This is a genomic window from Erwinia phyllosphaerae, from assembly GCF_019132875.1.
GTDB lineage: Bacteria > Pseudomonadota > Gammaproteobacteria > Enterobacterales > Enterobacteriaceae > Erwinia > Erwinia phyllosphaerae.
In genome coordinates this window covers 33919-60392 of sequence record NZ_JAHSPF010000008.1, presented here as the reverse complement: position 1 = coordinate 60392, position 26474 = coordinate 33919, and the positions used below count along the sequence as shown (strand labels likewise).

Below are 26474 nucleotides of genomic sequence, written 5' to 3'. Positions count from 1 at the left end.
GGCGCCTTATTTTTTTGCTGCTTTTTCTGCACGCTGGCGGCGCAGTTCTTTAGGATCGGCCAGTAGCGGACGATAAATCTCCACCCGGTCGCCGCTGTGCACCTCATCGCTCAGCTTAACCGGACGGCTAAACACGCCCACTTTATTGCTGGCAAGATCGATATCGCTACGCAGCTCCAGCAGCCCGGAAGCTTTGATCGCCTGCTCGACAGTGGCCCCCTCCTCCACAGTAACCGTATAGAGATACTGTTTTTCCGGAAGCGCATAGACCACTTCTACCGCGATATCAGGCACTGTAGACCTCTTTCGCGCGTTTGGTGAAAGCCTGTACCATGCTGCTGGCCAGCTCTTTAAAGATCCGCCCGAACGCCATTTCTACCAGCATGTTGGTAAATTCGAACTCCAGGTTGAGTTCGACCTTGCAGGCGTCTTCGCTCAGTGCGGTAAACAACCAGCCACCGGTAAGCTTGCGGAAAGGCCCGTCAACCAGCTGCATGTGAATGCTTTTATTGTTGGTTAGCGTATTGCGCGTGACGAACGTTTTGCTGATGCCGGCTTTGGAAACATCCACCGATGCCGTCATCTGCTGTTCACTGGAATCCAGCACGCGACTGCCGGTGCACCCTGGAAGAAACTCCGGATAGGCATCCACATCGTTTACCAATCGGAACATTTGCTCAGCACTGTAGGGCACCAGCGCAGAACGACTAATCTGGGACATAACGTTTCCTGTTAATCTTAAACTTTACAATAATACCATCGACGGCTTGCAAACAAAAATTCTCAGCCGCCAGCGTTCTGCTAAAATAGCGCTTTTCCCCGCGCTTTTTGTTACAGGGGATGCCATCATTCACCGCTTCATGTACACTAAGTTGCACTATGACAAAGAAAAAAGCACATAAACCCGGTTCTGCCACCATCGCCATGAACAAGCGGGCGCGCCACGAATACTTCATTGAAGAAGAGTTCGAAGCGGGTCTGTCGCTCCAGGGATGGGAAGTCAAATCTCTTCGCGCCGGTAAGGCCAATATCAGCGACAGCTACATCCTGCTGCGCGATGGCGAAGCTTACCTGTTCGGTTCAACTTTCCAGGCGCTCACGGTTGCCTCGTCGCATGTTGTTTGCGATCCAACACGCAACCGTAAGCTGCTGCTGAAACAGCGTGAACTTGATTCACTGTACGGACGCGTTAACCGCGAAGGTTATACCGTTGTTGCGCTGTCGCTGTACTGGAAAAATGCCTGGGCAAAGCTAAAAATCGGCGTGGCGAAAGGTAAAAGAGAGCACGATAAGCGCGATGATATTAAAGATCGTGAGTGGAAATTAGACAAAGCACGTATTATGAAGCACGCAAATCGCTAAGCCACTGGCAAAGCGATAAGTTTTTCTGCTATACTGCTTAACAGTACTTGGGGCTGATTCTGGATTCGACGGGATTTGCGAAGCCCAAGGAGCATGCCGAGGGGCGGTTGGCCTCGTTAAAAGCCGCAAAAAAATAGTCGCAAACGACGAAAACTACGCCCTAGCAGCTTAATAACCTGCTAAGAGCCCTCTCTCCCTAGCCTCCGCTCTTAGGACGGGGATCAAGAGAGGTCAAACCCAAAAGAGATCGTGTGGATGTCCTGCCTGGGGCTGAAGCATTAAATTCAATCAGGCTAGTTTGTTAGTGGCGTGTCCGTTCGCAGCTAACAGGCGAATGTAAAGACTGGACTAAGCATGTAGTGCCGACGGTGTAGTAATTTCGGACGCGGGTTCAACTCCCGCCAGCTCCACCAAATTCTTCAGCAGCGATACCAGAATCGTCTGCTAAAGTCCTGAAAGCCCGCACGGTGAAAGCCTTGCGGGCTTTTTTGTGCCTGCAAGATGTCCCGCGAAGTCTGATGCCAAATAATTAAATCCGAACCTTTTAGGCACCTTGTTAGGCACCTCATAAAGCCTTATTGTTTTTGAGGTGCCTAAAACTATGAAAACCCGGCAATGGCAAGACAAACCTCTATCCGTTAAAGAAATCGAATCTGCTAAACCCAAGGAATCGGACTACGTTCTCTATGATGGCGATGGCCTTGAGCTACTTATCAAATCCAGCGGGAGTAAAATCTGGCAATTTCGCTACATTCGCCCTGTCACTAAGAAGCGAGCAAAGAAGAGCCTTGGCCCTTACCCGTCAGTTACCCTTGCCGATGCTCGAAGCTATCGGGCAAAGTCTCGCTTACTCCTGGCGAAACAAACCGATCCACAGGAACATCAGCAAGAACAACTACGCAGTTCGCTTGAAGCCAAAATTAATACTTTCCAACTCGTGGCAGAACGTTGGTGGAATGTGAAGAAAACTAGTGTGACTGAGGACTATGCAGAGGATATATGGCGCTCTCTGGAAAGAGATGTCTTTCCTGCGATTGGTAACGTCAGCGTTACAGATATCAAAGCTCACACTCTGGTTCAGGCCGTGCAACCGGTTCAGGCCAGAGGAGCACTGGAAACCGTCCGCCGCCTGTGCCAGCGCATTAATGAGGTCATGATCTATGCCCAAAACACGGGGCTGATTGATGCTGTTCCTAGCGTCAATATTGGCAAGGCATTTGAGAAGCCGCAGAAGAAGAACATGCCCAGTATCTACCCTGATCAATTGCCTCAGTTGATGCAGACGATGCGAACGGCCAGCATAAGCCTTTCAACTCGATGCCTGTTCATGTGGCAGCTTCTTACTATCACCTGCCCTACCGAAGCGGCTGAAGCTCGCTGGGAAGAGGTAGACATAGAAGCACGAGAGTGGAAGATTCCCGCAGCACGCATGAAAATGAACCGCGACCATACTGTTCCATTGTCAGATGAAGCAATTGCGATACTGGAGATGATGAAGCCGTTAAGCGGGAACCGAGAATTTATCTTTCCTAGCCGTATCAAGCTCAACCAGCCAATGAATAGCCAGACCGTTAACGCATCGCTAAAACGTGCAGGTTTTGATGGAGTGCTCGTTTCGCATGGGCTGAGATCAATTGCAAGTACGGCTCTTAATGAACAAGGCATTCCGCCTGATGTTATTGAGGCAGCACTTGCTCATGTGGATAAGAATGAGGTTCGGCGTGCTTATAACCGCAGCGATTACCTAGAGCAGCGACGTCCAATGATGCAATGGTGGGCAAATTTTGTTACAGCGGCAAACCGAGGAAGTATTATTGAGAATGGGTTTAAAGGTATCAAATTAATTGCTATGGCATAATTACATCGTGTCCAAACGTTGCGCACGATGCAGACTCATCGGCCGCTAAGTGCCAAAAGCGGACAAACACTGTCTAATATAGCTTTACAGTTTCCCCAAAAATCCTATAACTTACTGAAGAAAAAATAGCAACTACATTGAGTTAATTTCAAACAACTGATGAATAGACAATACATATTTGTCGGAAGTGCTTTCTCGGTTTGAGTAAAAACCGGTTGAAAAAAGCAACGGACCGAAAAACTAGTCACTTAAATTCTTGGGCAATTCCGTACCAGATCCTGCGGCCACTGTAGTCGTCATTAGACAATCGAGGAAATTATGTTTCCCAAATATAACCAGACTAATTCTCAAGAAAGATTAGGTGTAAATGCTGTAGCAGAAGCTATGGCAAAAATGGGCCAGATTTGGCGTGAAAATCCAATGGCTGACGTTGGAATTGATGGCCAGATTGAGTATGTTAGCCCTGAGGGGTTTGCCACAGGAAGGTTGATTGCTGTTCAAATAAAGTCAGGTCCTTCCTTTTTTAAGGAAAGCAACGGAGATTGGTTTTTCCACCCAGAAGAGAAGCACCGATTTTATTGGGAAAGATTCCCGTTGCCTGTACTCATAATTATCCACAACCCCGATACAAATTTAAGTTATTGGCAAGATGCTCGCCAAGCTTTAAGAGTTGCCAAGCCAACAGATACAAAGGGAATTACTATACCCAAATCAAATATTTTACAATCTACAAGTGCTAAAACACTCTTTGAAGGGTTTGCAGTTATAGATCAAGACTTCATGTCGGTCGAAGATGTTCTTGACTATTTGATTAGGGCAAAAAGTAAAAACGCCTCGTTCCCAGTCTCATATTTAAATCTTTTCTGCTCCGGGCTGACTAATATCTGTCGCTCTTTATATTTTAGTATGGATGTAGCATTGACTATAGCAGAAACAGAGCTGGAAAATCAAAATTCACCTTTTGGTGTCGGAATGGGCGACTCAGAACATAACTTTCTGTTTGATTATATAAAGTTCATCGTACACCAGCATATAGCTGATGTTGATTTCTCTGACTGTATGATTGATTGGCATGATCGTCAAATGCTGCCATCATTTATGGCGCCACTGACATCAAGAGGTAAAAAATTGGTACGCCTCATTCATGAATTAGAAGATAAGTTAAAGTCGGAAGGGAAAATAGAAAACACTGGAAACTTACACGCAGCACAAGAGAGTTTCGTACAATTGCTATTTACCCCAAGCGAGATAAAAAGGATTGAACTTACAAACAAATTTCAGCAGGATTACTTAAAAAATGCCTAACAAGCACATGTCGTCGTACTAGTTTTCTGCTGCGCTTCAAAACAATCGAGAATGCGAGCGCCACTCCCACAAGTCGCTCACAGCGGGCCTTGCCCAGAGGGCATAATTGCTGCGAGCCAGAGTGAAAGTTGATTGCAATATTATCGGTATCAATCTTGCGGGGAGAGTGTTCCTTCCTCGTGAATTATAAATTCTTTGTCTTATCATAATGGAGAATTGTGATGAAATTTCATGAACTCTCCGGTGTTATGGAAGATAAACACATGGCAACTGGTCTGAAATGACTAAGTCAGATGCAGGGTGATCCTACCCACGTAATGTGGGCATGCCTCTAAGCGGAGAGTCTCGGTAGCCTATTTCCCGTTGATTAACACACGACCATACTAGCAATAGCCGGGGCGACTTAATTGCGAGCTTCCACTTTTCGCTCACAGCTTACTCTGCCGTACGGGCATGCCTGCTCCCTACCAAAGGCGAACCTCGCAAAGATAGGTAGAATTTTATCAATAAGATGCAACCTCAATGATGATGGAACTGGCAAAAAATGATGTGTTAACAAGTTAAAAAATATAGAATTAAACTTCAATCCGCAACTAAAGATATATGGATGCCACATGAATAATCCTTTTACATTGGAAATACTTCAAGCTATCAATGATTGGCAGCTAAGTACAACTACAGCTCGAGGAAAAAAATTAGAAAAACTATGTGTACAACTCCCTGCAGAATATAGAACGGTTGACTTCCCTTGTTACAGGAAAATAAATTTGAAGAAGGATGGTGTGTTTAGCGTGTTTGCGCGTCATAGTCTTCCGGAACGAATTTCCTCATGGTCTTCTTCCGTTGATGTCGTGAAGAGTTTTAAGAATGGGGTATCACTTAAAATCGGCGAACAATCCTTTATCTATCAAACTAATCCAGCTCGAAATGAGGTCATTCTTAATCTTATAGCAGTTTACAAATCGTGTTACTTTCATAATGCCCTCAATCAACACAGGAATAACATCAAGAATATTAAGCTAGGCATCGACCGCTATAAAGATAGCCAGTCTGAAGTAGTATTAAAGAAGAAAGTAGTTACTCACAAAGACATTTATATGCTGGGTGGTCGCTCTCAGGCTTTTTGTGTATCTCACTATTCTGACATCAAAATCTTGTCATTGAGCAACTCCGTTTATGACATCACGACAAATACAATAATTATCTTTAAATGGTTACCCCCTGAAAAAACAAGTAAAGTTATTTCTAAGGTACTCACTAGGTACCCGCAACCATTTAATGTTTATAGTTTGAATTACGGATATGTAAGATCCAAGAAGTAATAGGAATGAGGGGGAATGCAACACACTGGAATTATGAGGTAATATTATATGCGGTTTTTATAATTACTCTAATTATTTTACTTCTCCAATTGACTAACACAGACAATACTATTACCGTCGTCCCGGATGATGGTAATGACCTACTCAGATGCTTGTATGACCAAGGCTAGGTCAGGATTGATTGTCTCCTGATATCAGCGGCATCCCGGCAAGTTTGAATGTGCAATTAAAACTAAAATAGTCTATGGGATATTCTGACAATACGGTAATCAATACGACACTTTGTTGATTACGTGAGTGCCAAGCTGTGCGTGGCTTTAAGTAGAAACTCTCTAAATACCTCATTACACCTCCCTTCTATTACCTTCGCCGCTTTCTATCTATTGAATGCCTTTTCATCAATTAGTTATCATAACAGTTATTCTTTCCATGCAACGATGCCCATTCTTCATTCATAGCAGACCTGATATCCTCCCAGTCTGTACGCTGCGTCCCAAAAGCGGAAGTACACTGCAACGATTCACTTAGTAAAGAACGAAGTCATTTCTTTAATCTGCCTATATTAACATAAAGAGTTTCAATTAGTTTTTTTGCATTTTGGCTGTAGTGTAAGGCCCTATGGCAATTAGGACAAATTGCAACACAGTTGCTTGTGGTATCCGCTCCGGCTGATGAAAGAGGTACTACGTGATGTACTTCCAGATACGGACTGCCATCATTTAAATAAAATGGTGCCTTTTCACCACAACTTTCACAAATGCCTTTACTTTGCTGCAAGATCCAAGCTTTTACCGCTGGATCTCTAACATAGACCTTTTGAAGTCGCTCTATCGAGCTTGGTGATTTATATCCGTCTGGTTCGGCCAAAGGTTTCTTTAAGAGTCGGCTAACCCTTGTGTTCAAAATTATTTCATCATCTGTAGGCTGCAAGATATCTAATGATTCACCATATATTACACGGTCCCAAAACTTTTCACTATTGACTGTAGGAATACATATTATTATTCGTTTAGTCCTATTACCTGAAGGTACTTCTTTTCTGCCTGTACTACTGAAATGAGATTGATAGCTACACATTTCTTGGCGAATATCTCTAGGGCTATTGCCGACTAAAGCAAAATATTCACCTGGATGGATTTTTCTTTCAGCTATGGACGGCATGTGTTTTCTGGCTGTCGATGAGGCAAGATAGACAACGACGTTTTGCACACCGTAATTAATCATCCGCTCAATAATACAATCGAGGGCTATATTGTAGTCTTTATTTCTGTGTGCTGGCCCCCAAGATTCAAGGATTAATCCATAAACCCCATCTTCTTCAACTACAGAGCACTCTGCATTTAGTTCAGTACCATCATTATCAAAAATTTTCATCGCATTTATCTTATTGAGATTTTATGGTAAATGCTAGCTACCACTAGCAATATGAAATTATTATTAAAAATAATGCTATCCAGCTGCTATTCAATTGATAAGTGAGTATACCCCTACTTTCTTTAATAAGATACCTTAATGGAAAAATTATGCGGGAAGCCTACATTAGGAAATTGAGAAGAGTTTAATTTAACTTTAATTACACTGACCAAGGCCGCCTTCGACATTAAGCTTGTTAAGTTTAAGAAATAAAAATAGCACAGTAAAAAAACTAACTAATGACTATTTTTAACTACCGAAAACGACACTCAAAGCAGCATCACTTCCAACTCAACACTTATCCCCCCTTAAATTCCTCAACTATTTTAAGTTATAGTTTCTACAATATCAATATCAATATCAATATCAATATCAATATCAATATCAATATCAATATCACCGGAGCATTAAATGTAGATTTAATGAGTGTATAGGATATCTGACTTTGTGTTCTCCAACTGAAAAACATTCCTTATTTTAACTTAGAATAGTACATAATAGAACCATCACCCCCGGATTAAGTAGCACATGCATTAAGATAACTTAACACTATTAAAAAGAACAAAGTTCTTCACCTGTAATCTCTGCACTGTAAGGGGAATATAAATTAATAAACCAAGCATCAAACTACTCGCGCTGCATTGTTATATCTATCCTTAACTCTGGATAATAGTCGTATAAAGTTTGTAAATTAATATCCGGCGATGTCTTGTGATTATATATAATGCGCTTTCATATTGAAAGCGCATCCAATAAAACCACATCAATCAACAATTATCAGCACTATTGCTATATTTTAACAAGACTTAAGGTTAGCAAGAGCACGTAATGGTCGTCTTTCCAGCTCGAATGTATCAATAAACTTAAGTGAAGATCTCCCATCAGCTAGCCTCATGGAATCAATCAGAGCATTTCGCTCAGGTTCCTTGGATTGCCATAGGGGATGTGTAACAACTGCACGCCAGAGTTCTTTTCCATCCTGAATTTCGATAAGAACAGGTAACGAATACTCTTTCAACAATTTGATTGTTGCTGGTCGTAGAGCCTCGACGTCTTCCGCTAACTGAAATGCTCTTTCTAGCCATCCCTTCATTTCCGGCTGGTTCCAGTCTGCGGCATTCAGACCACATGCGAATTCGGGCATAACCATCGCACGTAAATAGGCCAAACCTAAACGCCAGTCGAGTAAACCGTGATACTGGCGATTACCATAGCGCTGTATGCACTTGTAACACGCGGTTTGGCATTGAATCGGGTGATCTTTGTTTAAAAAATCAATCATCGGCCATTTGTTATTTTCTTCGAGAATCTCATGTAATAGTTTGACTATCAGAGGGAAGCCGTTAGCAGTAGCTGGTTCGGCAAGCCGTCTGCATAGTCCTGAACCGTTGATTAACGCATCGGCGATTTGCAGTCTGGGTTTACCAAGATGCAGTCGAGGTTCAAGCATTTCAAATTCATCTGGCGAAACATCCAGATAGAGCGCTGCCTTATGCGTCAAGATCTGGGTCGCACTAATAGCCGCAGCGCGCGAAGGTAAATTCATGTACTCGCCGTATCTGGCAACCATATCCATATTAAGGCGAGTATCGAATTTCGTTATTTCAAGATGAAGAGACTCTGTCTCTTTGCTTGATACAAGCCCAAAACTTTTATTCTCGCCGCGAAACTGCCAACGTGGGTTATCGTGCGATTTTAGCCAATCTGAATCGATAGCCTGCTCGCCATTAACTGGCGGGCAATATGTAGAAAAGGGCATTGGTGCTTTTTGATCGTTCACCAAGTCAACATTAAATCGTTCGCCTTCCTTTTCTCCATTAATGGGACCATCATTGAGACGTAGAATGGTCACTTCGCCGCGTTGCACCGTGAAGGAACCGCATTCTGTTGGAACGCCTTCATGTAATACTGTTGCTGTAGTTTTCAACGACATGCGAATAAAGCTATCCATATCGTCTTTGGGTTTGAAATCCGTACGAAAAGCAGCTGGTGTGATATAAAGCTTGAATTCGTTAGGGCTAATCGGCGTGCAGCAATCCTCGCAATTAATGTCGTTGTCAGGTTTATGTAGCTCTAGCTTGGCTGAACCACATGCCGGGCAAACTGCTACATGGCTGCATGACTCCTGCCACGAGCCTACCGTCGAAAGATCCGACATTCGGTTATTCTTGACCTGCGGTTCTTGATAATTACCGGTGAAACCTATTACCTCATGCTTTTTCTTATCCTTAATCAATACTGAGCCAGGAGCATATTCGAAAACTGCGAGATCAAGATCACGATCCATCGTCGACCATTCGTATTCTTCTTGCGCGTTTAGACCTTTTGTTTTCCTCAATCCCAAATAAAGGTTGCGCACCCGAGTCGGCATTCCATACATTGGTAATTTTCCGTGCTCGGCGAGGAAACGTGCAAGCCCTATATCCTCTTCAGTGACATAAACTTTCAGTTCAGAGATTTCATCAATTATGTTTTCCGCATTTAATCTTGAATTAAGACGTTGTTTTTGTTCTGGATCGAACGTTGCTGCTTTAATAAATCGATTATGTATATTCTGAGTTGCTTTCAACGCTCCCAGCAACCGCTCAGCCCAATTAGTTTCATCGCTATGATAGTAATCATGCGTAGAAATATATTCGCCATGAATATCAGGCGGAACTAGTTTATCTCCAGGGAAAGCTATTCCCTTTTTATGATCCTCTTCACGTAAAAGAGTAAATGCAGCTCTAAGCCATACTTTCCGCATAAGTCTTAATGGAATGGCATCGTGATCTACTGCCAAAAAAGGCGGCGGTGGTGGATCTCCGGTGATCGCATGAGGATGAGCGAAATAGTAAGCATCATGAGTTCTTCCGCGGCAAAATGTGATAACGAAAGAAAAAGCCTGTCCACGTCGCCCAGCGCGGCCGACACGCTGCTGGTAGTTAAACCGCTGAGGAGGCATGTTGGCTTGATAAACCGACTGAAGTGAACCGATATCAATTCCAACTTCCATTGTCGTGGTAACGGCAAGCATATCGATTTCCGCATCTAATTTTTCGAGTTCACTCATTTCATCAACAAAAATGCCCTTAAATTTACGTAGGCGATCAGAGAAATCATCTGTCTGCCCCGTCAATTCCTCGACGTTCAGCCTGAAACGTTTAACTCCGTCTTGCTCTCCACGAACAATGCGTTTACCAAGAAAATTTTCTTTCCATAGCTTTTCGACAGCTCCGCTGGGTTCAACTTCAAGTGGGGTTAAGCAGCGAGTACAATTCTTAAAACCCAAATGTAAGTGAATTCGCCCACATTTTCTACATTGCCAATAACTATCGCCTGGCTTACTAACTTTGAGAAACAATTTACCGATCTTAATTCGCCCAGCCTTATGCTCAAGCTGAGAGAATTGATTTAAAATACGTGTCAAACCTTCTTGATACCCTCTATCACCGAATAATACTCTGGCAACGCGCTTAACTTTTTCTTTTTCAACATGACTGCCTTCATACCAATCACGAGTACGTGTAGAGTCAAAATATTTATTATCTGTAACGCGATACGCCCCTGAAAACACCCTTAACCATGCATCTAACTCTGGTAAATCATCTTTATCTGATATACATGGATATGCCAGACCTGTTTCCTCTAGCGCGAAGAAGGTATTAGCAAAAATAACATCATCTATCAGCTCAAATTGATCGCCGGCGACTTTTGTTTTTATCTTCATTTTTTCATGAGAAGATAGTCCATCGCTATATTTAACCACCGTATCTTCTTTAGTAAAATTAGCATGCCAAACATTGCTATCCTCATCATCTGAACTGGAACGATACTTATATGGTGATATTCCCAACCCAACCAGCTCAGATGTAATCCTTCCGATTGAATCACCTTCAGACTCTAATAGCCTATCTATTTTTATGCGTTTATACTTACAAAGATTAGCAATGTCCTCTTGATTTTTTTTTATAGCATATAGTCGGCCGTACTCATTATCATCATTAGCCAGCATGGCTTTGGTCATCTTATCTTTAAGAATATCTTCTGATATATAATTCTTTTCTGCTTCTTTAAGCATCGTTCTGGCTGCTGCGACCAATATTTCCCTGCGTAGATCGCGCAAGTGCAATCGTTCAATTTCTAGCGCCATAGATGCCGCATCCTGCCGACTATCTGAAAAAACAATACTCTTTGCTTCCGCACCGATCGCATGTAGCAATTCAAATAATTCTGTCGCCACAAGCTGGGATGACTTAGTCACACCAGTACGAAATGCGCGAATGGGCGTTCTGGTACGATTGCTGGCAGGCCGGCTGGAGTAGTCAATGCCACAGTTAGGGCAGCAGAAAGGCTGCGCGGAGGGTCTCTTTGTCGGCTCGCCTTTTTTACCCGGAATTGTTTTTTGGAAATATAGATATCCGTGAACCGCGTCAGTATTTGTCGGAAATATTTCCTGCCCGATAGTCACAATGCCTGTAACAGGATTAAGCACCGCCTTATCCCAGACATCCCAACCTTTTTCGCAGCCTACCGGGCTTGAATGAGTAGTATCGACAGGCCAGAAAACCGCAAATTCATCCAACGTCATATCGTCGTAATATTCAGCGCCGGGGCGTTCTGGAAGATTTTCCAGATTGGTCGCCGAAGGTAATAATTCGATTGTCTTACCACCCTTCTGTCCCTTCTGACCGCCGATCAGTAATTCTCCACATGCCTCGCAGTACAACATCTCGAATAAACGGCGACCTCGTTTCTCCCCCTGGCCTGCTGGAGCGTGCGACAAACCACGCTCCAAACAAAAATCGGAGAATTTCGCCTTTTGCTCTCCCGGCAATACGGAGGCGAAGAAACCCTCAATATTTCTGACGAATGTATGCACGCGAAAAGCTGGTGTGACGTTGGCGGGTTTATCGCAATCTATCTCCGATTCTGGCAGCGCACGCACCAGCATTAATCCGCGTAATGCTAATTCCAATTCACCTTGATTACTTGGGTCTTCCTTCAGAAAAACCTTATCAATGATTATTCCCGGCGGCATCGCTCGCGGCAACTCGCTGCCATCTTCTATACAAGCATTGGTCAGCAACGCTGCTGCTTTCTCAGCTGCTTGTTTAATGGCTTGCATGCTATTTTGTGCTTTCACGTCTAGAGCTATGAAGACATTAGACAAGGCCTGACTAAGCGCGTCCGTCATTTTCAGATTGCGTACGACATTTTCCTGCCCCTCGAGGGCAACACGCATCAATGCGGCGAAAGGCCGTACAGCGATTTTTCCTTCTGGTTTCAATGGTACATAAGGTATTCCCTTAATGACGCAGTTACGCCAGAAATCAGGATCATCACTACCGGGATCGAGAGAATCGCGGTAAGTACCGAAGGGCGAAAATAGATCGCGTAGGTATTTACGAGATTGCTCTCCATCCACGCCATCCATCGGCAGCGATGCTGAAGACGCGAGTAAACGCAGTTTGTAGCGATGTTTCGGGTCGTCAAGCCCGAGTCTTACAATTAGCGACTTAATCAACATCGCGGTTTCAGTTCCAGCAGAACCACGTAATAAATGTAACTCGTCAAATACCAGATAGAAGTATGCGTCGTTGTTATTCATTAACCATTCGCGCGTAGCGTCAAATATACCGTTTTCGACTTCGCGCGAAAGCATTGCCCCGAGCATTGAGGCGTTAGTGACGAGGAGGTCAGGCGGAGCAGCCTGCATATCCCAGCGAGACATCATTTCCCCGCCGTCTGTCGAAGGAAATATATATCGAGTCTTTTCCGCAGTGTTTTCTTTTTCATCGAACGCGCGTGCAGCCTGCTGATCGCTATCAATCCGTTTCAATGCCTTACGTAACTTTTCAAGATTACGAGCACGGCGACTTTTTTCCGATTTGACTCCGGAAAGACGTGGATGGCTGGCATAGCCTGTAATCGGTGTTGCGCTGGTATATTGCCCAAAGAATATCTTGTTTCCGGAGAAATGCTGCTCCATAACCCCACGCGCCCCTTCGGAATCCAGCGTTTTACGCAAACGCGCCATTTGATCTTCAACCAGAGCATTCATCGGGTAAAGCACCATCGCCCTGAGGGCCGCCGGGCGTTGTTCTCCTTCTCGACGAGTAGTCCAGTTTGTTTTTTCGCCAGCCCACCACCGATTTTGCAGATAGCCTTCGCAAGGCGCGGCCCAGCTGACAGCCTCATTCGATAATGCAGCCAATATAGGCAACATAAAGCTTTCGGTTTTTCCCGAACCTGTACCCGATGTCACGATGCAGGGTCTACCGGGAAGAATACCGCGCTCCAGCATTTGCGTCTGGTGGCTATACGGTGCATGGACTGAACGACGCGACCAGACTTCGTCACCTAGTTTCGAATCAAATAGACCGGATAACGCTAGTTCAACGAACGCCTTACGGCCTTTGGGAGACAAGCTATTTAGCGGTCCACCATCCATCTCGGCCAGAGCTTCAAGCGTTTTATCAGAAGACTCATACCGCAAAACAGGTTCAATGTAAGGCTCCGCGGCAAATTCTCCGCTACTATTCAGAAGATTGCGTCTTGAGGCCGCGACTGAAGGATCGGCAATTCGAAAGCTAGTTTCTATATATGAAATGAAGAAGTCCTGAATACGGCGAAATCCGCCAATAGGGTCTAACATGATTTCCTTCTCCTATAATTTATTGGGCATACATCTCGTCATTCTTTAAATCTGCATATAAATCGACTAAATATTTTTGATGCATTGCTTTGTTTTCAGTATCAAGCGGCACCACCTCATGTGCCGTTCTCATCGCCCGTAGTGTATTTGCTAGATCCAAACGTCCAGCTGACATTTCATCCGCGATAGCGAGCTTGTCAGGGAAAGAATCTTGCGATTTTGGACCGGGGTCCAGTTCGCTATGATTTTCTGAAGAAAGATATAAAGGAGATAGCGCAATCGCATTCCGAATGACGACATTTTCCATTCGTAGGCGAAGATGTTGTCCCTTAATTTCTTCCATTTCTTCACAATCTTCGTTTTCAATAGTGCCGCAAATCAGAAAGCGTCGGTGTAAATCACCTCGGTACAATCGATCTTTCAGCGCTGGCAACCAGAAACGCGCGGCGGAAGATTCGACACGTTCAATCACGGCGAGGATCGTTCGGGGACAAGAAGCCTCACTCAACAATAATCCTTGGTAAAGCGGCGTTGCCATATTATTTCCCGCACGAACCCATAGATCCTCGCAGGAAATTATCGTTGGATCGGCAATCTGTCGAATTGAGCGGCCTGAAGAAATCAGCGATTCAGCAACAGCAAGGAAATCTTGTGTTTCCGGACCAAATAACAACGGACATTCACCGGCCAACATCAACGCAAGAAATTGCGTCATCAATATTTTTCCGCTAGGTGTCAGCAATTTGTTCTCTCTTACGAGCTGACCGAATTCTTCGCATGATACTACTCTCGCTTGCATCGGAAGACATACTTTGGGGAACACTGAATAAGCCATATGACGAAACTTCTCAGCAATCGCGATATCCATCTTTTCGAGTTCAATTTTTGCCTGGGCAGTACGTTCCTCGGTCTCTCTTAAAGATGTTAAACATGCTTCATGATCGTAGGTTAAGGAAGCCAATATATGATGCTGATTTTCGTTCTGGGCGCATAACTCATTGTTGGCGTCTTTCAGACGGCTAATTTCGCTTTCGAGATACTCTTTTTCCTGATTGAGCATTTGTTCTAAATCTGCTTTATTTTCTGCAAAATCAGTCTGTAACTTTTCTTTTTTGAGCTGCCATAATTGTGCAATCTCCTCCTCGATTTCACTTTTCCTTGTCTTATCAAAAACGGTCATTTCCATTTCAATAACTTCACGACGTCGCAGCCGTTCCGCCGAAAATTCATTATCGAGCGCCTTATGCTGTTGGGCGCGCAACGTGGCTCGCTCTTCTTCCGCGATGCTTTGTATCTGATGCTCGAGAAGGCGGGTGATGTGCTGGTCCTTCAATACAGCTTCGGTAAATTGACGAGTCAGAGAATCCTCCTCTTCCAGTTTCTTAGCCAACTCTCCTGCCCGAAGCATTTGAGCAGCAGCCAGAAGAGCATCGACGCCGGAAGATAATTTTCCGTTTTGCTCGTCTGTATGCACTCGAAGCCATGAAGAGATCTCGACCGTCAAATCAGCGCAGGAAAGAAGTTGAATGACGTATTCGATGTACTGCTTATCCGGCGTCCAGTCATGGATCTGGGTAGGCAGCGCATCGGCATCGGGCATATAAAACAATTTTCCGTTTTCAGATATGCCTGATACGGAAATCACGCCGCCTTCACGGAAATCATATTCATAAACGTTCTGGCTCCTGGAAATGATCAGACAGCCAGTTTTCGACTCAGCCAGATTTGCCAGAATCAAGCCATCCGGCCCAAAACGAATAGCCCACAACCCCGGTTCGCCATCTGTCGTTATGCCATCAAAGCTTAATTGGCGACGCGCTTCCAGCAGCGACTGGCCGGAAGATAAATCATAATAAGGATAAATACGCCGAGCACGTTTCGCCTGCGCTCTGTTACGAGTACCTGGCCCAACATGAAAAGCGGCCCATTCGCCCTTACGGAGCGGCAAAGCATCAGAATCGTTAAACTCAACCTCACCCGTACGAGGAAATAGTTTCTTAGGGTTCTCGATCGTACGCCAGCCATCAGGTGTTTCTTGCGCAATAGCTGTAAGGTAGGACTGATAATTTCTGCGATCATATTGACCCAGATACAAAGGGATGTTGCCCATTTTTAATTTTCCTTATTATCGCAGCGTCAGTGTTAGCCGACCGTTTCTCCATATCGGACGTATTCTTCCGCCAGAATGGCGACTGACTGAAACTACTCGGCTTGAATCGTCCTCGCCATTTGACGAGAGAGAATAAAAACATCCCGGAAGTAGCGACTCTAGCCAGTGGAAAGATATGTCATCGACGGGATAGGTGTAACCGGAGTCCATCGGACCTCCGTTTCTGAGCGCGTGACGCCGTATTCCCGAAGCCAATACGTCGGGCAGGCCACAATCATTGATAAGACACAGCAGATGATTTTTAGCGACGCGTTCAAACATGGGTTCCCTGTTATTTGCGCCAGCGGCGATAATAGCTGCGGTTCGGGAAAGATAATGTGTTGTTTTTCTTCCGGAAACAACCCGATAGATATCATGATCTCGCCCGCCAGGATGAATATGCAGTGACAGCGACGCAGATTCTTTATCCTGGAAACCATGTTGCTGAAATCGCCCTGAATGCCAGTCCCAGACCGCAGCTAGATCATGTAGTTCAGCAGCGCGTTCTGTCGTGGCTAGTGAAAGCGGTATTGTATCGGATGACGATGAGGCTTCGATAAGCGGCCATCCTAGACGCTGAGATAACGCAACAGGATCAGCGAGTACAGCCCCAAACACAGGGGGCGACCAAAGGCTAACGCCGCAACGACGAAAACTTTTTCCGCCCAACCCAGCGACCACTTTTTGAAAATCATCCATCAGTCTTGCGCAGACTGCGCCTTCCACAACAATTAGAGAATTTTCTCCGTTACGAATATGAAGCAATGAAGATTTAACCAGCGTCCATACTCGGCCTTTCCATCCGGGACGCAAGCGTGGCTCGATCAGACCCGCATTTTGTAAACAACGAATCAAATGCCATACGTTGATCTTTCCGTCTACATGCCTTAGAAGAGCGATTAACTCGGCTTCTTCCCAGCCGCTTGCTCCGCTGGCGTATATCGCCTCTAGAAGATGATCGCAACATACTTCGCTATCTTCCCACTGAAACTGCTCTTCGAAATTAAATGTCGGCGCCTTAAGTGAAGACGTCGACCAGTCGCAAAACGGCTCAAACCGGTATCTTGCACTTTCGCCTAAAGTCGGGTGCGGTACAGCGTAGGTAAAAAAACGCGCGCGACGCCGCCACGGCGGAGTTTTTTCTCCCGTTTTAAGCGTTGGCTCGATGTAAAGTTCACAGTTAAGAGGTACAGAAGAAATCAAACGGCCATCAATAACAGAAACGTTGATTCCTGCTTCATCATTCCCGGATGAATATATTTTGTAGCGTAGGGTATCTGACTCAATAAAAGGCAGAAATGCGGGTAATCCCAGCCATCCGCCGGGGAGGCGTATTCCACCGTATAACTGAGGACGCGTGACCTCATCACCCTGGGTGCCCCAAGAGGGTCTTAGTAAGCGAAATATATCCATCGCCGAAACCAGGTTCAGAGGCTGAGCCGTTAAAATCCAATCGCCCTCTACAATATAACCGTTGAGACGCTTGCTTATCTGTACAGAATGTTTACTGGATAAGGCAATATGAAACCGTTGCGAGTTTACGTCAGGAGACGGTTTCGCTCTCCAGCGCCCGTGCCCGATCTCATCAAAAAATAGCAAGCCGGCCTGCGACGCCTTCCCCAGATTTTCGCTGCTCCCGGCACCACGGTCTTTAAGAGCTTTGGATAACACAGGATGAAAAACGGTTTCGTCTGTCTCACCTACACTACTGAAATAACATCGTGAACCGTCAAAGTCGACATACATATCAATAATGATTTGATGATTCGGTGCGCCGGATGATATTTCGAACGCCCGTTGACGCAGGTGCCAGAAAGGCATATCGAATAGTGCGCGGTGCCCTAGTAACCACGCATCTCTGAATTCGGCATAAGCCTCCTTCAGCGCATAAGAAACGCCAGGTCTTTGAATAACAATCTGAAAATACTTGATTAACTGGCGCGGATCAGTGGCCGATTGCGGATAACGTTCCAAGCACTCGCTCATCAGGCGTAGATCGGCTTTATTAGGGAATGCCAACCGCAAGGTGTGACCGATTTGAACCCAGCCATTCCGCGGCGGCAAGACAAGATGCCTGTAAGACTCACCTTCCTGAACACGTTGGTTAAGCCAGTCGGCTAATGCCTCCCACATCTGGTTGACGCCAGATAAGTTCTGAAAACTATGCGAGGTCTGCAGCCAGTTCTGTAGCTTCAGACGAAAGTCATTGCGCTTTTCCTGTGCGTCGAATTGGCTGCTAATAAGCAAAGTCATGACCAGATAAGTAAAAAATCCGGGCGTATCACGAGTTGACTTTTCTATCATACCGTATTCAAGGCGCTGCGGCAGATCCCGTATTTTTGACATACAGGTTCGAAACGCTTCTTCAATTTCATTCGCACTAGCACTGCTGTCGGCGAATGCTGCCGCAAGCGTCGACGGCGTAACTTCAAACCAGCGAATATCCTGCGCGTCGCCGCCGGCACCGAACCGGAGAAAATAATCAATCAGTTTACTTTCCCAATCATCGGGCGTAACGAGAGACGTCCAGTTCATTCACGTATATCCTCCGTCCGCTTACTATTGATTCGGACTGCTATCGCCAGTGGCTCCAGAATACGTTCTGCCAGAAAACGAACTGGAGGAACGGCAAGGCCGTCACCTATCACTTTAAATGCTGACTGATACGCAGTCGGGAGGATAAAATCATCCGGCAACCCCATTAACGCCGCCGCTTCTTTGACCGACAACAAACGCGTTTTCACTTGGCTGCCTTTTACAACGATAATACGAGGACGAGAAGCTCCGCCTTTTGGCGTTCTCAGGCAACCAAGAACTGTCGAGAACGTTATTTCTGTCCGTTGCCGGTTGACGCCTTTTTCTTTGCGCATGCGTAAATAAAGGCTGCCTGCAATTGTCTCTCCGGATGTCTGCGCGTTAGCCAGACGCGCCAGATTAGCCGGTGCCATCATACTGATAAGCCGTTGTGTTTCCTCGGCAGAATGCCATAGCGCGTTTTCATGCTCAAAATCGATTAAGTCGTCCAGTTCCCTCATTCTGGTGCCTGGTAAATTGCCAGGCGACCACCAGATCCAGTCATTACGAGCTTCCTTCTCCAGCGCATCGCAGGCGCGTAGGAGCGAAGGTGAATGCCATTGCGACAAAGGTTCTTCTGAAACCAAACATTCAGGAATGGGAACACGGCGACTAATCGCAACGACAAATACGCGGGGTCGGGACTGTGGTAAAAAGTGCTTTGCATCAATGATTATTGCGCCATACCGATAGCCAGTTTTGCTTAGCTGATGGCAGATCGCGGCGAAATGGCTCCCTTTATCCAGCGTCAGCAATCCAAGAACATTTTCAAGCACAAGAATCGGCGGCTTACGGTTTTCCTCGCCGAGCCTGCTTATTAAATCGAGGAACGGCCATATCGCACCGGAACGCGTGGTTCTATCGGCACTGGAATCTCTTTCGCCAATTCCCAAGCCATTACCGGCCAAAGACAAATCTTGGCAAGGAAATGACGCCCAGCTTAAATCAGCGTGGAGCGGCAGTTCATAGGAGGTAACCTCTCGAACATCACGCATGTCGAGATGTTCGTCCCCCCAATTATCGATGTAAGTCGATGCTTTTATCGGGTCCATGTCGTTGGCAAAAAGGCATCGCCACTGTTTTCCCAGCCCAGCCCTAGCCATACCGCCACCCGCGAAAAACTCATAGAAAGTAAACCCTGCCTCGTGAGGTTCTGTTAAATGATTGTCACTCATGACAGCCTCAGTGCTCATGACCTGACCATAAAATAGTATTGCTGAATCGGGGCATCGTTCAATTTCCTGAAAGGGGTATTCTTAGCTAGATAGTTTATAAAATCAGGAAGATAATATCTATATGGATAATTGTATCGGTCATGCGAGAACGTACTCAATCAACTGAAAAATAAAATATTTTCTTAAAACCATCAAGCAAGACTGTTGAACCGGCAATGTTGAAAATGCAAACAGTCAGCATCTGTGCTGTAAATTGTTTTTTATTTAGAAAAATTCACTATTGGAGCAGATAACTAAGATGTCGTTTACCATTCTCCCTTGGTCTGAGCTGGCACCACGATATGATGGGACAATTTTGCTGGGTAATGGCGCAAGCATCGCCGTCAGTCCTCGTTTTGCATATGGCTCTCTTCTTGAACACGTCACCCAAAAAGAGAGTCTGGAGGCAGATGTACGAAAACTTTTTGACTTTTTCCAAACTAAGGATTTCGAACTCATTCTGCGTATTGTTTGGCAGGCGTCAAACGTCAACAAATCATTAGAAATTGAAGATGCCCGCACTCATGAGGCCTACCTCCGAATACGTGAATGCCTTATTCAAGCTGTACGAGATGTGCATCCTGAGCATGATGAAGTTGATGAACAGCTGCCATATATTTACGAGTTTCTGAAAAGATTTAACACAGTCATTTCGCTTAACTACGATCTGATCGTCTATTGGACAATGACATATGGTCTGGGTCTCAACGATCATCATCGGTTTAAGGACTGCTTTCTTGCCAGAGGCCTTTTTGAGCAGGACTGGCAACGGTTAAGAGGAATGCTTGGAAATGAACAATCTAATACACTTGTTTTTTATCCACATGGCAGCCTCATATTGTGCCGTAATCGTATTGAACAAGAGAGTAAAATTCATATTAAGAATGCAGGTTTACTTGAATCGATTCTCAGGCGGTGGCAAAGCGAGGAAGTTGTTCCGCTGTTTGTTAGTGAAGGAACGCATGAACAAAAAGTAAACTCGATTCAGAGCAGCTCTTATCTTTCAACGGTTTACCGGGAAGTACTTACCGAACAGCGTGAAAATCTTGTGATTCTAGGCTGGGGAATGGGAGAGCATGATGTGCATCTACTAAAACGAATGGCTGGTGCAGGCATAAAAAAAGTCGCAGTATCTGTATTCAGAAGAGACCAAACGTATTGCAATAGAGCCAACCAATTAATCAAAGATAATCTTGGGAAAAACATTTTGATAGAGTTTTTTGACAGTGAAAGTCCCGGATGCTGGAATCAGCAGCCAGAAGTTTGATGCAGGGACTGTAATTGATAATAGTATAGAGGCATGGCTAAGATGGCGCGTAACAACGCTGCTTTTTAAGCGGGCCCTGTAAATTACTCTATGCAATTGCCACCATATTAAAGGTGAGCACTCAGACGATCACCGAACTCGATAATAAACGGTTCATTGCCAGCCGCCAGTTGTGGATCGACATAATCCATTTCTTCGACTCATCCTTGATAGCCAGAAAAATCACCTTATAGGTCGAGTAGTCTACCGGGAACATCTTACGCTTTTTAATAGCTGCATGTAATCACCAACACAGAGGGCTAAGGTTCGTGTTAACTGAGACAGCTAACCTGCCAGTGTAAGTATCCCGCATAATCGTGCCATTCACATTTAGAGATCCTCCGGCATAATCATTTTTCCAACAAAGGAGATCGCTATGCGTAAAGCCCGTTTTACTGAGCATCAGATCCAAAAATTGCTCTTTCATGCTAAGGGATCACATCAACATCTTATTTAATTTTAGCCTTACATAACGACGATAACTGGTGGGACTGTCCGACCCTGACCGCTACCTTTTAACGTATTGAAAACCTATAGACGAAACGGCATTGGTATACACTTAGGTATACCAACAAAAGTTGAACTTATAAAAATCATTAAAAAAAAAATGATTGAAGAAAAAAATCAGATTCCGCCAGCTTGAAAGCCTTGCGGGCTTTTTTGTATCTGAGATAGCCTGAAAGTTGTGATTTTCGTGCAACACTTGATGCAGCGTTTTATCTGATTCAATGTCGGTGGTGCTTTAGCGGCATGGGAAATGGGCAACTGGTGGAAATAAAGATGGAAGAAGTTACGACACTATCGTTATCGGAAGTAAATGAAGCAACAGATATCACCCAGGCCCGGTCTAAAGTGCTGATTGACGGCAACTCAACGGGAATTACCGTTCCGGGAAAAGTGCTTGAGGCTGCGGTAAAAGTTGATGCGCGTCGCTATCTTTTATTCGTAACGGATGACGTCATTTTTGAAGAAATGCTGACGATCCTGCTGCTGGATATTTCTCAAGGTGTCGTAGAAGAACTGACTATCGGAGGCGCTTATACTTCAGGTCACTTTCGAGATTTGGAGGTTTTGCCCCACTCCGCAAGCTTCAGCTTCATTGGTGATACTACATGGACAGTAAAATATCTGCATCTCCCACATTTAAACTACCATTCTCGGATCCTCGCGGGGTAAGCCGTCCAGTAGCATTAAGGAAATACATCGATATCTCTGCTAGCCCTGCTCCGGCCAGGGCTGACGGTAGCCGATAAATCAGGCTGCATCCTTGCTACTTTATCGCCTGAACAGACGATAAAACTGTAAGACAAAAAGGTACTGGTACACCAATAAAATTGGAACTCATAAAATCAGATAAAAACATAAAGTTGACAGAAAAAAACCAGTTTCTGCCAGCGCATCACCGCATGCCTGTTTCACATTTTCCAAAACTCACCAACTAAAAATCATAAAACTATAATTTTTTAATAATTATAGTTAGTTACCGTATTCCCTGGCCCACATCCCTGTCCTAAACCTGGAAAAATTACGGGCTTAGGATACACAACGTTTACACTCCAGCCCATCAACGCGTATTATTTCCTGACGGACAATGACACAAGGAATGTTTCATGATGATCGCACTACAGTTCCCCTGCACCATATTCAAAACCCAAAAGTGGATGGACGACTATAGCGCCAGTGATATGCGCTACGGGGATCTGACCGAAGCGCAGTTAAAATCCCAATACCGGCTGGATTACATTTCTGACCAGGTAGATCCCTGGACGCTTACCCGGCGTTCTTCAATGGATCGTCCTCAGTCCATGTTCTGCTGTAATTTGCGCGGCCAGGGTAAAAAGATTACCCGTCAGCAGTGTGCCGCAATGCTGTTTGATGAATTCCGCTGGTTATCCCATAAATTTTCTCTTCACGGGCCGTACAGTCACCTGATCGAAAAGATGATCACCCATATGCAGAACAGCAGCGGTACACCCTTCCGCGACATTTCGCTGGATAGAGCTTTAAAGGATCATATTATTAAGGATGATTCGCAGGAAAATAGTACACGTCTGTTATTACAGAAAGCGTTCGAAGATAATATAGACTGGGAAAATAACATTTATCCGTCTATTGAAAACGCAAAGCTATATGAAGCTATATCTGGTGGTAAATTACCTAAATTCGACAGATTCCAGGATAATTTTAATGGCATGGGTATCACCGTTCATGATACATGGGCAACGCATATCACTATAAAATCACTACATATTGATAATGGCCATTTCCGGGCAATGGTGCATTACAAAGTCCAGGATCATTTTGGTCTGGATGGTGATGATATTATGAGTGAAAAATTCCGTCAGTTCCATTTGTTTCGTATCTGGTTTGTTCTCCAGCGGTACAATCAGTTTGGCTTCAGGCCATTTATGACCAATATGGAATCCACCATAGAAATTACAGGGACTCACAAATGAAATTGAAAAATAAGAAAATAATTGCCTTGCTCTTTCTAACGGGCTGCGTGCTACTTAGCTACTGGCTTTGGTTGTCTCTGCGTCCCGTGGATATCATAGCCGTTCATCACAGAAGTAGTGGTTTTAGTGATGTCCTGGTCACTACTTTTCCACCGACTGATAAAGGCAAAATTAAGTGGTGGTTAAAAAATAAGGATATGATAAAAGACAGATATGACATTCCAAAACCTGATAAAGATGGTTATTTTTACCTGACATTCTGGTTATTTGGAGAGGGTTATAAAGAGGAAGGGAAATATGACAGACTTTGCTTCAAAGATATGAAAAAACCTGTGAACTGCATTGAAAAAGACAGAGTATTTTCAATCAGCTCCAGTAAAAACAGAGGGCTTATATTTACCGTAGATGATGGGGAATATCGCATGGGGAAAGATGGAAAGATAGTAAAATTCAAAAAAGAATAGAACTGCTTTCCCTTGCCTTTCCAGAGATGCGCTAAGTTTACACTCCAACTTACCGCCGCGTATTCTCTTCTGACGGACGATGATACAAGGAATGTTTCACGATGATCGCACTACAGCTCTTCTACACCATATTCAAAAATAAAAATTTAGTCAGTTTCATTTCTTTCGTATCTGGTTTGTTCTCCAGCGGTACAATCAGTTTGGCTTTAAACCGTTCATGACCAATATGGAAGCCACTATTGATATTACCGGAGGCCGTAGTGAAAGTAAAAAGTAGAAAAATGCTTTATGCGCTGTTACTGATTGGCTGCACTCTGTCAGGCGTCCTTCTGTGGTTGTCGGTACGTTCTGTAGAGATTGTGGCAGTTCATGAGGATAGAGAGTTTACTTCTGTTCTTGTAAGAAACTTTCCTTTTACCGATCGAGGTAAAATAAACTGGTGGCTAAAAAATAAGGACATATTGAAAGCAAAATATAATATTCCAAAACCCGCAAATGATGGGTTTTTCTCCATAGTATTTTGGGATTTTGGCGATGGTTATAAAGAAGAAGGAAAATATGACCGGCGGTGCTTTAACGACATGAAGCCACCTAAAAATTGTATAGAGAAAAACAGAGTTTTCTCTGTTAGCGACAGTAAAAACATGGGACTTTCTTTTACTACTCATGATGAAATATATCGCATGAGGAAAAACGGAAAAATAGTAAAAGACGGGGCTGATTAGGTTACCGTCCTTGCGTAGCGACAGTAATAAAATCATTCCCACTTGCCTGGCTTGCACCAGCTATACATGAGTAATAAAACGTTCTGCAGGCTATCCATCACCGCCCACCGGTCGCAAAGTGGGCGGCTCCCCTCCTTTATACTTCCAACAGTTCTTCTTCACTGGCAAAGCAGGCACTCAGCATCTGGATGCGTTCCAGCAGCACCCAAAGCAGCGTATCGCGTACCTGCGGATTGGTCAGTTCAGTGATTGTCCAGGCAAGCGCCAGACACTGGTCGCAAAGTTCTTCGGTATCGGTTGGGGTATAGTCAAACATTGGGTAGTTCATAATGTATCTCCGATTCATGAGGATACCACCACCAGGGAAACGCCAACTTCACAAGGAGGTGGACTGAGCAGGGTTGGCGTACCGGTGAATCGGATCCGGCGCTTCCGAAGAAGCCCCTACCCAGTCCGCCATGGATTATGCATGAAAATGTTTTCTCATACATAAGCACGTACCGGGTTTTGGCATTACAGATAATACGACAACCTGAAAATGCCACCGATTCATTAAGCAGAACGCCAATTCCGCCACCGGATTTTGCCGGTGCCGTTGCAGTTTACGCCGCTTAATTTCTGTTCATCAACACTCATTTGTGGTCCTGTATTAAAACCGGAACCCGCTACGCAAAAACAAGCCATAGGCAATAAAAACCCGTCTCTGAGATGCCTTTTCACACAGATTCGGAAGCTGCGCACCTCCCCTTGCGTTACTCATTTTTTTCTTCTTTTCACCGTTAATACCCTGGTTAAAGAAGCAAAATCACTCAATTGCACTATGCTCAAATACAGTTTATTCCTAAGGCGCGATGTAAAAAGCCGTGCCATGCTTAACTACACAATGGATCAATAACGTTTGGTGAGGATATTATGAAAAAAACGATTATCGCACTTTCAGCTCTTCTGCTGGCTTCTCCCGTTTTCGCTGCCACACACGCAACTGATGACACCGTAGCTGCTGCGGATGCAAACGCCAACACGGCGAAAGAGAAACTGCATCAGGCGCAGGATGAAGGCAAAGAGCTGAAGCTGAAGTCTGAACACGCTGCTGAAGGCAAAAGCCACAGCACCACCAGCAAAGCGAGCGAAGGCACGCAGAAAGCGTGGCATAAAACCAAAGAAGGTACTGAAAAAGGTTGGGATGCAACCAAAGAAGGTACGCAGAAAGGCTGGAATAAGACCAAAGAAGGCGCCAGCGATCTGAAAAAGAAAGTAACTGACTAATCGTTCACTTTCTGTAAGCTAAAGGCCGCGTTTGCGGCCTTTTGTTTTATAACGTCCTTACACCAGTTTTCTGGTATCAAGGCCAGGCTTCTGATACTTCATTCTGAAACCTGTTTCCGGCAATTACCGACTAATTCTCGCATTCAGCGCATCGATAGAGGTTTGCAGCCCTGCCTCAACGCTCATGGTCAAATCTTCCATCTCCAGCGATACGTAGCCGTCATAACCGGTCATGCGCAGCACAGAGAAGAACTCCTTCCACCACTGCAAAACCTGGTAGGCATTTCGCCTGCCCGTTATAAGAAGTTCTGGCTAACGGGCGAGCTTAAAAGTAAATGAAGCTAGCCTTACGTTGTGCCGCACGGGTTGTAGCATTTATCGCGTCTGTCGAACCTTAGCTTCTTAAGGTTTTCCTAACCTTTC

At 44.7% G+C, this 26474-nt stretch carries 18 protein-coding genes, 1 other RNA gene and 3 pseudogenes; 12 read left to right on the top strand and 10 right to left on the bottom strand.

What is annotated here, in order from left to right; genetic code table 11:
• Window positions 1–6: 6 nt before the first annotated feature.
• Together KUE00_RS14730 and KUE00_RS14725 are read right to left on the bottom strand one after the other, a co-directional pair.
• Window positions 7–294 (bottom strand): RnfH family protein, encoded by a 288-nt coding sequence (locus tag KUE00_RS14730; protein WP_246760643.1) that lies wholly within the window; start codon window positions 292–294, stop codon window positions 7–9.
• A complete protein-coding gene (locus KUE00_RS14725; RefSeq protein WP_246760642.1) occupies window positions 287–721 on the bottom strand; it encodes a type II toxin-antitoxin system RatA family toxin in 435 nt (144 codons plus the stop codon). The genes KUE00_RS14730 and KUE00_RS14725 overlap by 8 nt, the downstream gene beginning before the upstream one ends.
• Before the next feature lie 158 nt (window positions 722–879).
• Here KUE00_RS14725 and smpB point away from each other — a divergent pair, with 158 nt between their 5' ends.
• The 5 genes from smpB (at window position 880) to KUE00_RS14700 (ending at window position 5847) form a co-directional block, all read left to right on the top strand.
• A complete protein-coding gene (gene smpB, locus KUE00_RS14720) occupies window positions 880–1362 on the top strand; it encodes an SsrA-binding protein SmpB (RefSeq protein ID WP_246760641.1) in 483 nt (160 codons plus the stop codon).
• A gap of 49 nt (window positions 1363–1411) precedes the next feature.
• Window positions 1412–1775: a transfer-messenger RNA gene (gene ssrA / locus KUE00_RS14715) on the top strand.
• 188 nt (window positions 1776–1963) lie between these two features.
• Window positions 1964–3220, top strand: a complete 1257-nt coding sequence (locus tag KUE00_RS14710) for an integrase domain-containing protein (protein ID WP_246760640.1) — start codon at window positions 1964–1966, stop codon at window positions 3218–3220.
• A gap of 318 nt (window positions 3221–3538) precedes the next feature.
• Window positions 3539–4525, top strand: a complete 987-nt coding sequence (locus KUE00_RS14705) for a DUF4365 domain-containing protein (protein ID WP_246760639.1) — start codon at window positions 3539–3541, stop codon at window positions 4523–4525.
• Window positions 4526–5139: 614 nt separating this feature from the next.
• Window positions 5140–5847, top strand: a complete 708-nt coding sequence (locus KUE00_RS14700) for a hypothetical protein (RefSeq protein ID WP_246760638.1) — start codon at window positions 5140–5142, stop codon at window positions 5845–5847.
• A gap of 540 nt (window positions 5848–6387) precedes the next feature.
• On the opposite strand, the gene KUE00_RS14695 is transcribed toward KUE00_RS14700, so the two are convergent.
• From KUE00_RS14695 to KUE00_RS14675, 5 genes are all read right to left on the bottom strand, one after another.
• Window positions 6388–7221: an HNH endonuclease gene (locus KUE00_RS14695; RefSeq protein WP_246760637.1), complete on the bottom strand. Its 834-nt coding sequence runs from the start codon at window positions 7219–7221 to the stop codon at window positions 6388–6390.
• A gap of 835 nt (window positions 7222–8056) precedes the next feature.
• Entirely contained in the window at window positions 8057–13897 is a 5841-nt protein-coding gene (locus tag KUE00_RS14690; RefSeq protein ID WP_246760636.1) for a DEAD/DEAH box helicase, read from the bottom strand.
• Window positions 13898–13916: 19 nt separating this feature from the next.
• Window positions 13917–16007, bottom strand: a complete 2091-nt coding sequence (locus KUE00_RS14685; RefSeq protein ID WP_246760635.1) for a hypothetical protein — start codon at window positions 16005–16007, stop codon at window positions 13917–13919.
• Window positions 16008–16022: 15 nt separating this feature from the next.
• The gene (locus KUE00_RS14680) at window positions 16023–18581 is read right to left on the bottom strand and encodes a hypothetical protein (protein WP_246760634.1); all 2559 of its coding nucleotides are present in this window, start codon (window positions 18579–18581) and stop codon (window positions 16023–16025) included.
• Entirely contained in the window at window positions 18578–19795 is a 1218-nt protein-coding gene (locus KUE00_RS14675; RefSeq protein WP_246760633.1) for a DNA cytosine methyltransferase, read from the bottom strand. Before KUE00_RS14675 ends, KUE00_RS14680 begins: the two co-directional genes overlap by 4 nt.
• 298 nt (window positions 19796–20093) lie before the next feature.
• Between KUE00_RS14675 and KUE00_RS14670 the strand changes: the two genes are divergently transcribed.
• A complete protein-coding gene (locus tag KUE00_RS14670; RefSeq protein ID WP_246760632.1) occupies window positions 20094–21101 on the top strand; it encodes a DUF4917 family protein in 1008 nt (335 codons plus the stop codon).
• Between the two features lie 107 nt (window positions 21102–21208).
• Here KUE00_RS14670 and KUE00_RS14665 read toward each other — a convergent pair.
• Window positions 21209–21384, bottom strand: a pseudogene (locus KUE00_RS14665) (IS256 family transposase); the annotation flags it as partial.
• A gap of 536 nt (window positions 21385–21920) precedes the next feature.
• Between KUE00_RS14665 and KUE00_RS14660 the strand changes: the two are divergent.
• The 5 genes and pseudogenes from KUE00_RS14660 (at window position 21921) to KUE00_RS14640 (ending at window position 24785) form a co-directional block, all read left to right on the top strand.
• Entirely contained in the window at window positions 21921–22316 is a 396-nt protein-coding gene (locus tag KUE00_RS14660; RefSeq protein ID WP_343215888.1) for a hypothetical protein, read from the top strand.
• A 437-nt stretch (window positions 22317–22753) separates the two neighbouring features.
• On the top strand, window positions 22754–23596 hold the full coding sequence (locus tag KUE00_RS14655; protein WP_246760793.1) for a YPO3983 family protein: 843 nt from the start codon (window positions 22754–22756) through the stop codon (window positions 23594–23596).
• Window positions 23593–24060 carry a DUF943 family protein gene (locus KUE00_RS14650; protein WP_246760631.1) on the top strand — a complete coding sequence of 156 codons (468 nt, stop codon included), beginning with the start codon at window positions 23593–23595 and terminating at the stop codon, window positions 24058–24060. The genes KUE00_RS14655 and KUE00_RS14650 overlap by 4 nt, the downstream gene beginning before the upstream one ends.
• A 142-nt stretch (window positions 24061–24202) precedes the next feature.
• Window positions 24203–24337, top strand: a pseudogene (locus tag KUE00_RS14645) (DUF3289 family protein); the annotation flags it as partial.
• Window positions 24321–24785, top strand: a complete 465-nt coding sequence (locus KUE00_RS14640) for a DUF943 family protein (RefSeq protein ID WP_246760630.1) — start codon at window positions 24321–24323, stop codon at window positions 24783–24785. The pseudogene KUE00_RS14645 and the gene KUE00_RS14640, both read left to right, overlap by 17 nt.
• 136 nt (window positions 24786–24921) lie before the next feature.
• Here KUE00_RS14640 and KUE00_RS14635 read toward each other — a convergent pair whose 3' ends face one another.
• A complete protein-coding gene (locus tag KUE00_RS14635) occupies window positions 24922–25113 on the bottom strand; it encodes a hypothetical protein (protein WP_246760629.1) in 192 nt (63 codons plus the stop codon).
• A 584-nt stretch (window positions 25114–25697) separates the two neighbouring features.
• Here KUE00_RS14635 and KUE00_RS14630 point away from each other — a divergent pair.
• Entirely contained in the window at window positions 25698–26051 is a 354-nt protein-coding gene (locus KUE00_RS14630; protein WP_246760628.1) for a hypothetical protein, read from the top strand.
• A gap of 123 nt (window positions 26052–26174) precedes the next feature.
• On the opposite strand, the pseudogene KUE00_RS14625 reads toward KUE00_RS14630, so the two are convergent.
• Window positions 26175–26327: pseudogene (locus KUE00_RS14625) on the bottom strand (sugar phosphate isomerase/epimerase); the annotation flags it as partial.
• Window positions 26328–26474 lie beyond the last annotated feature (147 nt).